This window comes from Roseateles flavus, assembly GCF_039872765.1.
In the GTDB taxonomy this organism is placed as follows: Bacteria; Pseudomonadota; Gammaproteobacteria; order Burkholderiales; family Burkholderiaceae_C; genus Roseateles_B; species Roseateles_B flavus.
The window spans coordinates 385,659-399,491 of the sequence record NZ_JBDPZC010000001.1 but is presented as its reverse complement, the minus strand read 5'-3'; the positions used below and the strand labels follow the sequence as shown (position 1 = coordinate 399,491).

General features: G+C 62.7%; 8 protein-coding genes. 2 read left to right on the top strand and 6 right to left on the bottom strand.

Annotation, left to right across the window (positions count from 1 at the left end; genetic code table 11):
* The first annotated feature begins 337 nt into the window (after positions 1 to 337).
* Positions 338 to 1,156, top strand: coding sequence for a substrate-binding periplasmic protein (locus ABDJ40_RS01740; protein ID WP_347605305.1), 819 nt, complete (start codon positions 338 to 340; stop codon positions 1,154 to 1,156).
* A 49-nt stretch (positions 1,157 to 1,205) separates the two neighbouring features.
* Here ABDJ40_RS01740 and ABDJ40_RS01735 read toward each other — a convergent pair whose 3' ends face one another.
* The 5 genes from ABDJ40_RS01735 to ABDJ40_RS01715 all read right to left on the bottom strand — a co-directional run bounded on the left by ABDJ40_RS01735 (position 1,206) and on the right by ABDJ40_RS01715 (position 10,040).
* Positions 1,206 to 2,744: a methyl-accepting chemotaxis protein gene (locus tag ABDJ40_RS01735; protein WP_347605302.1), complete on the bottom strand. Its 1,539-nt coding sequence runs from the start codon at positions 2,742 to 2,744 to the stop codon at positions 1,206 to 1,208.
* 128 nt (positions 2,745 to 2,872) lie between these two features.
* The gene (locus ABDJ40_RS01730; RefSeq protein ID WP_347605299.1) at positions 2,873 to 4,828 is read right to left on the bottom strand and encodes an ATP-binding protein; all 1,956 of its coding nucleotides are present in this window, start codon (positions 4,826 to 4,828) and stop codon (positions 2,873 to 2,875) included.
* A gap of 378 nt (positions 4,829 to 5,206) precedes the next feature.
* A complete protein-coding gene (locus ABDJ40_RS01725) occupies positions 5,207 to 6,949 on the bottom strand; it encodes a methyl-accepting chemotaxis protein (RefSeq protein ID WP_347605296.1) in 1,743 nt (580 codons plus the stop codon).
* A 440-nt stretch (positions 6,950 to 7,389) separates the two neighbouring features.
* Positions 7,390 to 8,364 carry an IS110 family RNA-guided transposase gene (locus ABDJ40_RS01720; protein WP_347605293.1) on the bottom strand — a complete coding sequence of 325 codons (975 nt, stop codon included), beginning with the start codon at positions 8,362 to 8,364 and terminating at the stop codon, positions 7,390 to 7,392.
* Positions 8,365 to 9,386: 1,022 nt separating this feature from the next.
* The gene (locus ABDJ40_RS01715) at positions 9,387 to 10,040 is read right to left on the bottom strand and encodes a hypothetical protein (RefSeq protein ID WP_347605290.1); all 654 of its coding nucleotides are present in this window, start codon (positions 10,038 to 10,040) and stop codon (positions 9,387 to 9,389) included.
* Positions 10,041 to 10,502: 462 nt separating this feature from the next.
* Here ABDJ40_RS01715 and ABDJ40_RS01710 point away from each other — a divergent pair, with 462 nt between their 5' ends.
* Positions 10,503 to 12,560, top strand: coding sequence for a hypothetical protein (locus tag ABDJ40_RS01710; protein WP_347605287.1), 2,058 nt, complete (start codon positions 10,503 to 10,505; stop codon positions 12,558 to 12,560).
* A gap of 237 nt (positions 12,561 to 12,797) precedes the next feature.
* Here ABDJ40_RS01710 and ABDJ40_RS01705 read toward each other — a convergent pair whose 3' ends face one another.
* Positions 12,798 to 13,694, bottom strand: coding sequence for a YfgM family protein (locus ABDJ40_RS01705; protein ID WP_347605284.1), 897 nt, complete (start codon positions 13,692 to 13,694; stop codon positions 12,798 to 12,800).
* Positions 13,695 to 13,833: the final 139 nt, after the last annotated feature.

Genomic DNA, 13,833 nt, shown 5'->3' with positions numbered 1-13,833 from the left:
TGACCGAGGGGCGCGGCAATCGGACGGCGTCCGTATCCGTCGAGTGGTCGAGCCTACGTCTATCGCGCCGAATCGGCCCTTGGGCGCCAAGCCAGCCCCGCAGACTATGTCCATCACTCTCCGCCCCATCATCAGCTCCCGCCAACTCTGGCAGCTTCATGGCCGTGGCGCCAACTTCTTTGCGCAACCGCATTCAGCCGCTCATTTGTTGGGATGTTCGTTAAGTGTGCTACAACTTGATACATGAAAAACCCGCGAGAGTCGGGGGTGTTGGGATGGGGGCCTAGGTTTGTTCCTAAGACGGAAAAGTCTGCAGGTGGGCAGGGCCCGTTTTCAGATGAGGCAGCCAGCTGCCCCATGGACGGCCCTGATTACGCTAGCCCTGCTGGGAGCGAGTGAGTCCGTCAGAGCTGAGCCCTGCGCAACCTACAGGGTTGCTCACTACGCGCAAGGCCTTCTCTTCTTCCGCGACGAGCAGGGACGAGAAGCAGGGGTTGATGCTGACGTTGCCCGTGAACTGGCGCGCCGCACGGGTTGCAATCTCGTCGAAGTGCTTGAGTCCCGGGTTCGAATCTGGGGCCAATTCAGGCATGGAGCCTTGGACATCACGCTGTCCGCAGTGCCCTCTCCGGAGCGCGAACAACTGGCGGAACTGGTTCCCTACCTGAAGGGCCGCTCCTTCGTCGTGACTCGGGGCGCTCTCGCTGCTGAGCTTCCAAACGCGGACTCGTTCGTCGCCGCGAGTCAGCTGCGGGTTGCTGTGGTGAAGACCTATCTCTATGGTGCCAAGATCGACGGCTGGCTCGGCCAACTTCGCGCGCAGCGGCGCGTCGAGGAGATGGCTGACTTCGCCGCCGCGGCCAGGCTTTTCGAGGCGGGTCGCGTCGACGCCATCGTTGTAAATCCGTTGAGCTACCCGGCGTTATTGAAGCTCGTGAAGCCCACGGAGTCGCTGCACCTTCCCCCGTGGGGCCAGGGAGACAAGACGGTCGTGTGTTTGGCTCTGTCCCGCACTCGCGTCAGCGACCAGGACAGGCGCCGCATCCGGATGGCGCTCAACGACATGATCCGCGACGGCACGATGGAAGCCATAACCAAGCGCTACGTCGGCGCAAGCACTGCGCATGACCTCGTGTATGACGGCAAGACAGAGTGAGACGCCCTCGCACAGCCTGAGATGCACTCCGAGCCAGCGCGTCAACCGATCAGAGTCGGAAGCTTTCGACAGCTTGCACCAGTTCCTGCGCCTGCTCCTTGAGACTCTGTGCCGCCGCAGCCGACTGCTCGACCAGCGCGGCATTCTGCTGGGTCATCTGGTCTAGATGGCTCACCGCCTGGCCAATCTCGCCGAGGGTCAGGGCCTGGCTGGCGCTGGACGAGGAAATCTCCCCAATGATCTGCGTCACACGCTGCACGCTGCCCACCACGTCCCGCATCGTGCTTCCGGTCTCGGTGACCTGGCGGCTGCCGCTCTCCACGCGCTCGGTTGATGCTGAAATCAGCGTCTTGATTTCACGCGCGGCCTGCGCGCTGCGCTGGGCCAGTGCCCGCACCTCGCTTGCCACGACGGCGAAGCCGCGGCCCTGCTCGCCAGCACGGGCTGCTTCGACGGCGGCGTTCAGCGCCAGGATGTTGGTCTGGAACGCGATGCCATCAATCACGCCGATGATGTCACCGATCTTGGTCGACGACTGCTGAATCTCGGCCATGGTCTGGATGACCTGCTCCACCATCTCGCCGCCGCGGCCGGCCACTGTGGAGGCTTCCTTGGCCAAACCATCCGCCTGACGTGCTGCGTCTGCGTTCTGCTGCACACCCTCGCTGAGGGCCTGCATTGCCGCGCCCGTTTCTTCGAGCGAACTCGCCGCCTGTTCCGTTCGATTCGACAGGTCGAGATTGCCGGTCGCGATTTCGCTGGAAGCCAGTCGGACCTGCTCGGCCGCATTCCGAACTCCTTGGATGGTGCTGGCCAGCTTGGTCTGCATGTGCGCCAACGCCTGATTCAGCTCAGCCATCTCGTCGCGGCCTTGATGCCTTGTTTGCTGGGTCAAGTCACCGTCGGCGATGCTCATGGCGAGCTGGCGCGCCTGAGCCGCAGGGCCAGTGACCGAACCGGCAATCGCGAATGCCACACCGATGCCCAGCAGCGTTGCCAGGGCCAGCAAGCCCAGCACGATGGAGCGCGTGGCCGAGGCCGCGTCACGGGCTGCAATCTTGGAGGCATCCAGGAGCGTGTGGGTGTAGTCGGCGTAGGCGTTGATGGCCTGAAGATAGTTCTCCATCGCGGGGATGAGTTCCTCGATGACCCGCGGCTTGATGTCCGTCCCGGCGGCCTTGGCCTTGACGAGCTCCTCTCGTGACGCCTGGTACTTCTTGCGGGCCTCGCCGATCACATCTGTCAACTTGTCGGCCTCAGGCGTGCGGGCAAGCTTGTCCAGCTCGCTTTGAATCTTGTCGATGCTGGCCGAGGTCTCTTTGGACTTGCGCGTGAACGCCTTGACGAAGGCTTCGTCATCGACGGCCATCGACACGACCCGGCGCTGGATGCTGATTTCGCTCAAGCCGGCCCACTGGCGGGTCAACTCCAGCGCCCGCATGTCGACCTCGACCATCTGCTCGATGCTCTGGTCTAGCTTCGAGACACGGACAACACCCACGGCAGAGGCGCCAATCAGCAGCGCCATGACCAGCGCAAAGCCTGCCAGGACACGCGTGCGCAAGCGCCAGTTGTTCAAGAATTCCATGCCTCGCTCCCAGGTTGGTTGACGGCCACAAAGCTCTTGTTGACCCGCATCAGTTTCCCTGCCAAGCCCCGCAAGAGCAAAGGGGCTCGCTGCAAGTGGTCGATTTCTCTCGCCCGTCGATCAGGGCATCAACTGCTCGAGGCCGCCTGCGGGTTGCCAACGTTCAGCAGCCGGCTCACCTCTTGCATCCAGGATTCATCGGCCGGGCTCACCGGCTTTTGGACCCAGCCGTCAATGGACGGCGGCAACGATTGGGGCCCGGCATCCCCGGAAAGGATCAAGACCCGTAGGCCGGCTCCGTTCGCGCCCCCTTTTGCCTGCGCTGCCAAGGCTAGGCCAGACGAGTCGACGCCCAGGTTGGCGTCGGAGATGAGTACGTCGATGCCCCCCTCATGTAGACGCTGTAGAGCCTCTTCGGCGGTCGCTGCGACGGATACTTCAAAGCCCTTGCTGCGCAGTTGCTCGCCGAGGACGATCTGGGCCACGGCGTCGTCGTCGACGAGAAGGACGCTGCGCGCCGCTTGGGCCCGCGACAGAGGTTCCGTCTGGTTGGCTTCTTCCATCAGCACAGCGACCTCGACTTCGGTCCCTTGTCCTGGCGTGCTACGGACATCGACCCGTCCCTGGGCCAGTTGCAATATTTGGCTGACGATGGACATACCCAGCCCATGCCCGCCATGCAGTCGTTGCGCGTCGGGCCCTTGCCGGAAGCGTTCGAACAAGCGGACTCTCGTCGTCTCGTCCATGCCGACCCCGGTGTCCGCGACGACCAGGGTGATCTTCCAGAGTCGCACCGATACCGGCTTGGCCGTCATGGTGACCCGGACGAATCCTTGCTCCGTGAACTTGAGCGCGTTGCTCAGCAGGTTGTTGACGACCTGCGCCGTGCGGGCCGAATCCAGCATCAGCAGTGGCAGGTGCTTCGGGAGTTCGACGCGGAGGTCCAGGTTGCGGGCGGTCGCCATTGGACGGAACTGCTCGACCGCTTCGTTGACCAACTGAAGCAAGTCGCCGGGGCGGCGCATGAGTTCGAGGCGGCCCATCTCCAGCCTGGCAATGTCGAGCAGCCCATTGAGCAGTTCAACCAGCCGCTCGGCCGAACCGCGCAGGACGCCGACCATGTCGCGCCCTTTGTCGCCCAGAGGCTCCCTCTGGAGCAACTGAAGTCCCTTTGCCAACGCTGCCAAAGGCGTGCGAACGTCGTGGCCTACGTCGGCCAGAAAGGCAGCCTTGGCTTGCGCCTCGTTGCGGGCCAGGTCCCGCTGCAGGCGCAGCTCTTCGCGGGCGAGTTTCAGGCGGCGCGCGTAGAGCAAGGTCGCAAGCAGCAGCCCGAGCAGACCGGCGAAGAAGGGCGCGACCGTGAGGGCGACGTCTCGCCACTGCAGTCCGGTGGGAATCTTGGTGCGCAGAAGCGCATTGGCCAGCATGTGACGTTCACGCTCAGGTACGGCCGTGAGCCCCATCCTGAGTGCCGCCTCGACGTCGGGCCGGTCGGCACGCACCATGAAGCTCAGGTCGCTGGGATGTCGATCCACGGTGCCAGAAACCTGTAGCCGGCCTGCATACCGCGTCGCGATCTGGGCTGCCGCAAATTCGACATTGGCCAGTCCGGCCTCCGCTCGGCCGTCAGCGACCGCAACCAGGACCTGCTCGACAGATGGCACGACCCTCAGCAGCAGGCGCGGATGCTCGCGCTGGATGACGGGTATGAGGTAGTGGTCCTGGTCAATAGCGAGGCTGCCATTGGCGAGCGTGTCCAGAGAGGGCCAGCCACCGCCATCGAGCCGGGACACCAGGGCGGACGGAGAGGTGTAGTACGGTCCGACGAATGTCGCGAACTCGAGTCGCTCGGGGCTGCGCACAGCGGCAAGAACCACATCGGCTTGCCCGGATTTGAGTGCGGCCAGTGCCGTACCAAACGAGGGGAAGGCCGTGAGGCGGTACTTGATCTTGGCGGCTTCGGCCGTGCGACGAAAGATTTCGACTGCCAGACCCTTGGCCTCGCCATCCTCGGCCGCATAGCTGATGGGAGCGAAGCCGGCGTCGTAGGCGACCCTGATTTCGCCGACCGCCGCGGCGTCCACAGGCTGCGCTCGCGCAGACGCCGCGAGTAGTGGCGCGACTGCCATCAGCAGAGCAGCGACAAGCCGGCCGGGCAGAGACCTCAGAAGGCGCATCTATGGGTTCGCTGGGCATGCATCGCTGGCAACCTCGGGTCACTCGCAACAGGCAGGCAACGCTCTACCGAGGCGGTGGAGCGCTTCTGTTACAAGTCTACGATTGATTGCGGACGATGCCGGCCAGAGGCGATGACGTGTGGCCGGCTGCTCACGCGGAGAAACCCAGCCGCAGGTTGAAGCGCCGGAAGGCCCGACCACGGGCGTGCGTGAAAGCGCACTGCCCTGGCCCGCGCACTCAGCTACCCGCGTCTGGTCCTAACCGTGGCGCGGGTGCAGGCCGGTTCAGAAGCTTGCCCATTCCTCGTCAGCGCCGGGGCTCGCAAACGTCGCTTTGTCGGCGGCAGGGGCGGGGGCCCGTCGAGCCTGCACCTTGGCTGCGCCCTTCGGCTTCGCCACTGTGGCCAGGCTTGGCGACAGGCGCGCTGCGCCGGCGGCTGCTCGGACCCGCGGTGCGGCACCAGTGGCGGCGTGTGCGAGCTTGAAGACGGCCACGGCTTCGACCAGGCCATTCGCTTGCGCCTTGAGGCTTTCGGCTGCCGCAGCGCTCTCTTCCACCAGGGCTGCGTTCTGTTGCGTTGCCTGGTCCATTTGGCTCACCGCGCCGCCGATCTGCGCCACGCCGGAACTCTGCTCAGCGCTGGCCGAGCTGATTTCGCCCATGATGTCCGTGACGCGGCGGATGGAGTTCACGATTTCGGTCATCGTCGTGCCGGCCTCGTCTACCAACACGGAGCCTTGCTCGACACGCTCCACGCTTGCCGTGATGAGGGACTTGATTTCCTTGGCGGCCTCGGCGCTGCGCTGAGCGAGGTTGCGCACTTCGCCGGCGACGACCGCGAAGCCACGGCCCTGCTCGCCGGCGCGGGCGGCCTCGACGGCCGCGTTCAGCGCCAGGATGTTGGTCTGGAAGGCGATGCCGTCAATGACGCCAATGATGTCAGCGATCTTCTTGGAGCTGTCGTTGATGCCCTTCATGGTCTCGACGACGCGCCCGACGACCTCGCCCCCCTTGACGGCCACCGTGCTGGCGCCGAGCGCGAGCTGATTGGCCTGGCGGGCGTTGTCAGCGTTCTGGCTGATGGTCGAACCCAGTTGGTCCATCGAAGCCGCGGTCTGCTGCAACGCACTGGCCTGCTCTTCGGTGCGGCTGGACAGGTCCTGGTTGCCCTGGGCAATCTGGGCGCTGGCCGTGGCAACGCTTTCTGCATTGCTGCGGACCTTGGAAACGACATCGGCAAGGCTGTCTTGCATGGCCTTGAGTTGCGCCATCAGGCTTGCGGTATCGCCGGCGCGAACCGTGATCGGAACGCTGAGCTCGCCGGCGGCAACCTGCTGCGCGATCCTGGCTGCGTAGCCGGGCTCACCCCCGAGTTGCCGCGAGAACGAACGGACCACCATCGTGGCAAAGACGATGGCGAACAGCAGGCCGCCAACGACCATGCCGATGGAGATCGAGCGGATGAAGTGATAGCGCGACTCGCCGTCTTCGAACTTCTTCTTCGCCACGTCGATCTGCAGCTGAATCAGCGCCGCGAGGCTCGACTCAAGAGGGGCGGCCATCGAGCGGAGCTTGGTGGCGACCAGGTCGTGGGCACCCTGAAAGTCGCCGGCCCGCTGGGCCGCCACGATGGGCAGGAGGGCCTCGGCGACAAACGCTTTGCGTTTCTCAGCGAAGTCCTTGGCAAGCTTGGCCTCCTCTGGCGAGAGGCTGGTGGCCATGTACACATCCCAGAGCTTGCCGGCCTTGGCAATGTTGGCTTCGATGTCGGCCGTTTGAGTCTTGACGACGTCGTCCGTCGGCGTGACGAGGACGGCATTGATGGCTACACGGTTGTGCAGGATCAGGGCGTTGATTTCGCCGAGCTGCCCCATGGGGACGGTGCTGTCTTCGTAGACCGTGCGGAGCGCTTCATTGGAGCGCTCCAGGCCCAACAGAGCGATGGCCCCGACCAAGAACAACAACAGGCCAAGGACACCAGCAAGCAGGTTCAAGCGAGTCGAGACTTTGAGCTTGTCGAGAGTCATTTGTGGGTTGAGGTCTGAAGGTTGAAGGTTGAAGAAGAGCTATGAAGCAAAAATGCCGTCAGAAATCGACGGCAGCGGATTGTCGAGGGCTAGAACTGGTTGGTGCTCAGCCGCCGGTGGTTACATTTCTCGCGTGTTGCGCAATAGTTTTGACTTTCGTCAGAAAGCGCTGTCATGCCGGTACGAATTGGCATCGCCGTCTCGAAGCTGACAGGGATTGACAGGGGTGACGCGCAGGCCCGATGCGTGATGGCAGCGCCTGGCCGCCGACGCTCGTGCGGGAGAAAAGCCCCAGGCCAAGGCTGGCCTGGGGTGGAACCTCGGTCCGATGACGGCACCGAGCCTGCCGAGGGAGGACAGCAGGGAGCGGAACGCTCGCGTACCATTTTGCACGTTGGAATGCAGACGCGGATGACTGATCTTTTAGTCGTGGCACCAGGTCATGTCGTGACTGGGACACATCCGTCGTGGAGCATGGGGTTCCATCGGGAGCCGTGCTTGGCCATCGAGTTCAGCGTCGCAAGCAGCTTGCGCATCGACGCTACGAGCGCGACCTTTTTGGCCTTTCCCTTCGCCAGCAGGTGCTGGTAAAACGTCCGAAAAACGCTGCAGAACCGAACTGCAACCAGAGTGGCCATGTAAAGGGTCCGGCGCACATCGTGGCGACCACCCCAGATGGACCGTTGGCCGCGCATCTGGCCGGAGTCGCGATTCATCGGGGCAACACCAACCAGCGCAGCTATTTTTCGTCGGTCGATCTTGCCAAGCTCCGGCAGATCGGCAATCAACACGGCCACGCTTGTCTGTCCGACACCCGGAACGGTGGCGAGCGCTTCCGCCAAATCTGAGTGATGCTGCTGCAAGTGGGCCGCTATCGCGGATTGGTTTTCGGCCAGCTCTTGTGCCAAGAATGCGAGAACGCGTCCGACGCTGGCGCTGGACGCGGCCTGGGCCTGCCGGCGACGCAGCTTCTCAGCGGTCTGCATCTCAACCAACTGCCGGCGCCTCTGCACCAGCGCTTGCAATTGCTGCCGTGCATCGTCAGCCAGCGGCTTCACGAATCGGTCACGCTCAGGATGCTGATGCAGCACGCGCGCAAATGACGCCAGTAGACGGGCGTCCAAAGCGTCGGTCTTTGCCAGCAAGCCCATCGCTCGGGCGAAAGCACGAGCCGTTCGAGGGTTGACAACCGCAACGGCGAGCCCCTGCGACTGCAATGTCGAAGCTGCTGAGAACTCATAGCCACCGGTCGCCTCCAGTACGACCAGCGCGGGGCGCAGTTCAGCAACGCGAAGCCCAAGCTCAGCTATGCCGGCTTCGTCATTCGTCACTTGCCAAGTCCCAGGGCAGCCTGAGCACGCCACCTCTAGCGTCGCGCTTGCGACGTCGATTCCAACAAACACGGGTTCGGACATGTCCTCTCGTTCCCTTCCTTGCCTATGCGAACTCTGAGTTCCAACAACCGTTCGGGTTGAGGAGAAGACGGTCCGGCCAAGGCGCTCATCGCTGAGCAACGGGCTTCGAAGCCCCGGGGAGGATCGAGCTACCTTGGCCAGTCCGAGCCGACAAGATACAAGGGAGGAAAAGCAGGGAGGTCGAACACGAGTTTCGACTTCAAAGCTAGTCTAGCAGTGCACCTCTTGCGCGACGCTTTCGCCGAGCCGCCGAATTTCGTTCAGCGCACCATGGAAATCCTGTACTTGCCGCCTAGTCGCAGTCGCTCAGTCGCACGCGATCATGCTCCCACAGCTGAACCAGCTTCCGCGCATCAGCGCGAGCGTCTTCAAGGGCTTGTTGGTGAGTGTCTCTGAACCTTAGGCATTCGTGCCAAACGGAACTGTCGTGTGCGACGTCCACTACGAACCTCACGCGGCCAACAAAGCCGTGTTCGTACAGGCGCACGGTTGCCCATGCAGAGGCTGAACCATCGTCGGCAAAGCAGGTGTTCTCCATCTGAACTCCAGGGTGCGGCCATGCGAGCAATGAATAAGCCTATGCCGTTCGCGCGACAGCTGCAAGTCAGAGCTGCGCGCCCTCTTCATCGCGCCTCGTTCGGATTGTTCCTCTAGTGGAAAGCCCGCGAGCCAAGTTCAGGTCTCAGGCGCGCAGTTCGAGCACCGTGGGCCAGCCTGCTGGCTACCGATGGGCGGTACTCACGAAACTCCACGTCGCTGATGTTCCTCCGTGGCTAGGCTGACGAGTCAGTCATCATCGTCATATTCTTGCTGCTGCCGTTGCTGCTTCTCGCAGTCCCAGCAGAGCCCGCTGAAAACGTAGACGTAGTCCTCACCTTCTGGCAAGCGGTCGATGTAGGTGGTGCAGCAGCACCCAGGACATTGGTAGTGGTACGCAGGCATGTTACGAGTGCTCCATGTAAGAGGCTCTGAGTTCGCAGATTGAGCGGTCAGCCCCAGAGGGCTGCCGTTCAAGTAGCGATTCAGTCCTCAGACATACCGTAGAGCTCGCCCTCGAACTCGGGTTCGTATTCACGCGGAGCGCCGCGCTGGACGACGTTCACCAGTTCTCCGGCGGCGTACATCCCGCGGCCAATCCTCTTGAACACACACTCCGCTGTGACTGGCACCGACAGTAAGACGTTGTTTCCGAAAGCCTGGACATCTCCCAGCACTTCGAATCGCAGGAGCTCAGGAAGAGCGTCGATTTCATCGAGGCAACGAGCCGAGCTCGCCCAATGGCCGTCGCCCATCCCGATGGAACGTTTGATCGCCTGAATTTGAGGGTGATCTGCATTCTCAAACGTCAAGCGAGCAGCCAACTCCATCTCTCGTGCTTCGATTAGCCACGTATGGCCGGATACGCCGCTAGGCTTGAGTGCCATCCATGCTTCCCGCCACTGCGCCTGGGTGATCGGAATTCCTAGGCTGTTAGCACGGCGCACCCCGGCGCCCTCATCAAAGCAAACGTAGCATGCACCTTGATTCAGAACCCGAAGGTCGGCATCGCGAAATGAGGCGTAGGAGGCATGGCCAAAGCATGCAGCCAAGAGCTGATGAACTTGGCCGAGCTTGACACGGTGAACTTTGGGAAGGGCGGCGTAGACCACGCCGCTCCAGCGAGCGAACTTTTCCATGGTTGTCCTATTGCTGCAGCGAACGAAGAGCGTTTAACGTCCGCCGCGAGTGACACCATGCGACGTGTTCGTGCTGAATCTTGGGGAGTCCGATTTAAGTCGCTCAAAACTTGGGCCGGAAGCCCGGGCGAGTCATCGCCTGCTCGAATTTTGACAGCAATTCAGTGCCGGTGGCAACCATGAACTCGTTAGTGCAACCAAGGCGGCAACAATGTGCGCTTTCCCAATCCCAGCGGCGCGCCGAGCCGTCGCGAGCGAACGCAATGCCCTTGGGCCCGGCTAGCTTCCGATGCCGGGCACCTGGCCAACAGCGTGTTTGCTACCTAGACGCTCGACGGTCAGCAACCGCTGCTGAGCCGCCGGTGGTATCTGGTCGCGACGCGCGATATGTTCATTTGCAACGGGTACGGCAGTGAGCCCCAATCAGTGCCCGCCACTTGGCCGCGTGCGAAACTGCTTCACATGAGTGGCCCAGCCAATCTCGTCGTTACCGATGCACCTGACGCGCGCCAGGCACTGGCTGATTTGGTGATGGCGTGGGCGCGCGACTCATCGACCGGAGAGCCCCGTTACATCCTTGAGCTCGATGCCGACCACCGCGGTAGCAAGTGCGGCTGCGAGTGTCCGAGCTGTGGCAAGCCTCTGGTAGCGGTCAACGCCGCCAAAGCCGAGTTTGTGCGGCGGCCACATTTTCGCCACCCAGACGGTGCCCATCGAGACGAATGCTTGGTGCTGGCCGCCCGCGCCGCAGCGCTGCGCCAGCTTCACGAAGAGGGCTGGCTCGACCTTCCCCGGCGGAGGATGTCGGCCCGGGTCGCGGGCCTAAGTGGCGAGTTTCATGAGGCGTGGGTCGAACTGCCGCCCGTTCGGATTCATATCAGCCAGATCGACTATCGCGACCGGGCAACCGCTGTCGTCACGCTCGACGATGGCCGCCAGTTGCGAGTTGACCTGACCGGAACGCCCGGCATGCAGGGCCATGAAAGCCCAGATGGCGTGCTCGCCCCCACCATCTACTTGGCCATCAGCGACCCGGAGCTCGCGGCCCTTACGCCGGATGAACTTCGGCGCCGAGCACGCCTGCAGCCTATCGAGATGTGCTGGGCCTCCCATTGGGATGACCCAGAGCTGCAGAGGCGGGCAGAGGTCGCGGCCCGTGATCGGGCGCGCTTTTACTTTGACGACGTCCCGAATGGGCTGGTCCTGCCGGAAGGGCTCGACCCAATACTCCGCCGGGAGACCGTGCTGCACTACGAAGTCAAGCGAATCCTCGAGGAGACCGAGCGACTCACCATCCCCGAGGTGACTATTGATGTCGAAGTTCCGGGGATCGACGGCCAGACGATTCACGGGCGATGGGTCGAGGAAGAAGAACAACTTCGCTTGGCCAGCGTACGCTCGGAGATGCGGAACGGAGGTTTGGTTCCGGACATCACATGCGAATCCTTCGGGGCAGATGGGCACGCGCGGCATCTACCTTTGCTCATCGAGGTGAGGGTCACTAACCAGATCGACGAGGAGCGACTTGACCGGATTCAGGCGACGGGCGAGGCGACGCTGGAAATTGACCTGAGCCTGGCTGGTGGTCGAGTGAATCGGGACGAACTGAAGCGCCTGGTAGTCGATGAAGTTGCGACGAAACGCTGGCTCTTCAATCCGGACCTGGAGTGGCAACGCTCGGCGTTACTGGCCCGGCTGGTCAAGCAGGTGGAAGATGAAAGGGCCGCGTTGGATGCCCACGCCAAGTGGGTCTCTGACCGACGGGCACAGGTCTTGTCGACGCCGTTATCGGACATTGCGTCCGAGTACCTGGACGCAGTGACCTGTATGTTCGACGCTGCCCGTGGCGACCGAGAGGCAGCGCGTTCTGCTCGTGAGCTCGTTGCCGACGCCGCGGACAAACTGGCCATACGCGGCTATCCAGAGGCTGGTGACGAGAACCTCGTAGGAACGGGCAGCATCCTGAGTCGGGTGATGTCGATCAAGCTTGGGCGGCCGGTCGGCTATCGCAGCGACAACCTCATGGGTGTGTTGAACGCCATTCGGCAGACGACAGGGCCTCAGCTGTCGGCGTTGTCCATCTATTTCATCGCCGCCAGGGCGTACCCACCGCAGTTCAATACCGAGCAACAGGAGTGGTTCGATGGCTGGGTATCCGAGGTGCGCAACAGCATTCTGGCCGACGAGACCACCTACATGCGCGACCCGGCTTTTGACCGATTGCTCTCGCTGCTGTTTCCGGAGATGGCGGCCGGACTGGCCAAGCCGTTTGGCAAGCTCACTCCAGGTATGGGCGTGCGCTGGGACAAGGAGCGTGAGGTATTTGTACGGCCTGCAATACCAGAACGAGGGCGCGCCAGGTTCCTCGAGAGCCAGCCACGTTCGGATCGAGCGGGGGAAAGACTGCTGGATACGAAGCCGGGCGATTCGTTCCTTAGGGGGAGAGACCTGGAGGCGTGGAAGCGCGCGAACCCGGAGGCGGCGCGTGTCTGGTTCTCTAGGCCGAGTACGGACGAGTGAACTTCACTTGGCGGCAATGGGACTCCAGCAGCCGGTGATGGTTGAACCTCGAGACCCATTCCAGCGTGGCGAGTTCGACCGCTTCCTTGCTAATCTGGAAGTCAATGCACCACTTGCGTGAATACGCATCTATGCGCATTTTTGCGTTGCCGTGTGTTAGGTGGCGCAAAGACCTTGCGAGCTCGCGTTGACAGGCGTTCGCAAGCGGCGCGCCCCGCCGGTGCTCCAGCAGTACGCTTATCCCGCCCCCAGTTTCTTCAGCTTCGCTACCCTCGTCGCCACACCTGCCTTCGGATTTGCCGCGAGCGCCTGCTCGTACGCTGCCACGGCCTCCGCTGTGCGCCCCAAAATCTCCAAGGCTTCACCCTTAGTTCGAAGCCCCGTAGACAGGTAGTCGACGCGCGACCGATCCAGCTCTTTCAGTGCCGCATCGAGTGAAGCTAGCAGTTCCTCAGCGAGCTCGCGGTTCGTCGGGTCTGCCTTCAGCTCATTCTTGGCCCCATAGATGCGTGACTCGGGCGAGCCCTTGAAGAGCCGCGCCTTGCGATACTTGGCTTGGTCAAGGAAGTCCCCGGCAGGCGAGTAGTTGAAGCGCCCAGTTTCCTTGTGGACGACGGACAGCTTCTTCAACCCGCCGTCCTCACCCACTGTGAACACATAGTCGTCGGCCCAACCAGTCGAAGGCGTTTTCGAGAAGAGGTTCGTGCCGGCCTGCAGGTCGAATAGCTCCAAGATGTTCCCGTCGGCGCCCGGAGCGTTAGCAGTCTGCACGACCGCGTAGCGACCACACTTGGAAATGGCGAGGTTGTAGACGTTGGCTGAGTAGCTTCTATGGAGTACCTTCTGCTGCGTCGCGTCAAACCCCAGGACTTCTGAGCTCAGTCGGTTGCCGAAGTTAGCGTCGCAGACCACGAATGCTCCTGTATCGGCAACGTCCGATTCCATCGGGCGGTATAGGTCCGCAATCCGCAGCACTACTTCGTCTGCCTGGTAGTCGAGCAGCACCACCGAGCCGTCGCGATGGTCCAGCCGGGAGTTCATGCCTGGTAAGCGGTCCGTGCTTCCCACGACCCAGCGTTTGTTCGGCGATTGCGAGGCCTGGCCGATGAAGCGCAGCGAGTCGACGGACAGCACGCCGTGCGATAGCTGAGAGTCGCGGAGTGCCGATGCTCGCTGCCTGGAAGGCGTTGGAGCCACGATAGCCCGAGTTGGCGCCGTGGGTGCAGGGCGGGGTGCGTCGGGCGCGAGTTTCGGTGTCGAGTCACCCCGGAAG

Bases quoted from the DNA above. Each gene is read 5' to 3' on its own strand.
- ABDJ40_RS01740 (WP_347605305.1), top strand. From the start codon at position 338: ATGAGGCAGCCAGCTGCCCCATGGACGGCCCTGATTACGCTAGCCCTG.
- ABDJ40_RS01735 (WP_347605302.1), bottom strand. From the start codon at position 2,744: ATGGAATTCTTGAACAACTGGCGCTTGCGCACGCGTGTCCTGGCAGGC.
- ABDJ40_RS01725 (WP_347605296.1), bottom strand. From the start codon at position 6,949: ATGACTCTCGACAAGCTCAAAGTCTCGACTCGCTTGAACCTGCTTGCT.
- ABDJ40_RS01720 (WP_347605293.1), bottom strand. From the start codon at position 8,364: ATGTCCGAACCCGTGTTTGTTGGAATCGACGTCGCAAGCGCGACGCTA.
- ABDJ40_RS01715 (WP_347605290.1), bottom strand. From the start codon at position 10,040: ATGGAAAAGTTCGCTCGCTGGAGCGGCGTGGTCTACGCCGCCCTTCCC.
- ABDJ40_RS01710 (WP_347605287.1), top strand. From the start codon at position 10,503: ATGAGTGGCCCAGCCAATCTCGTCGTTACCGATGCACCTGACGCGCGC.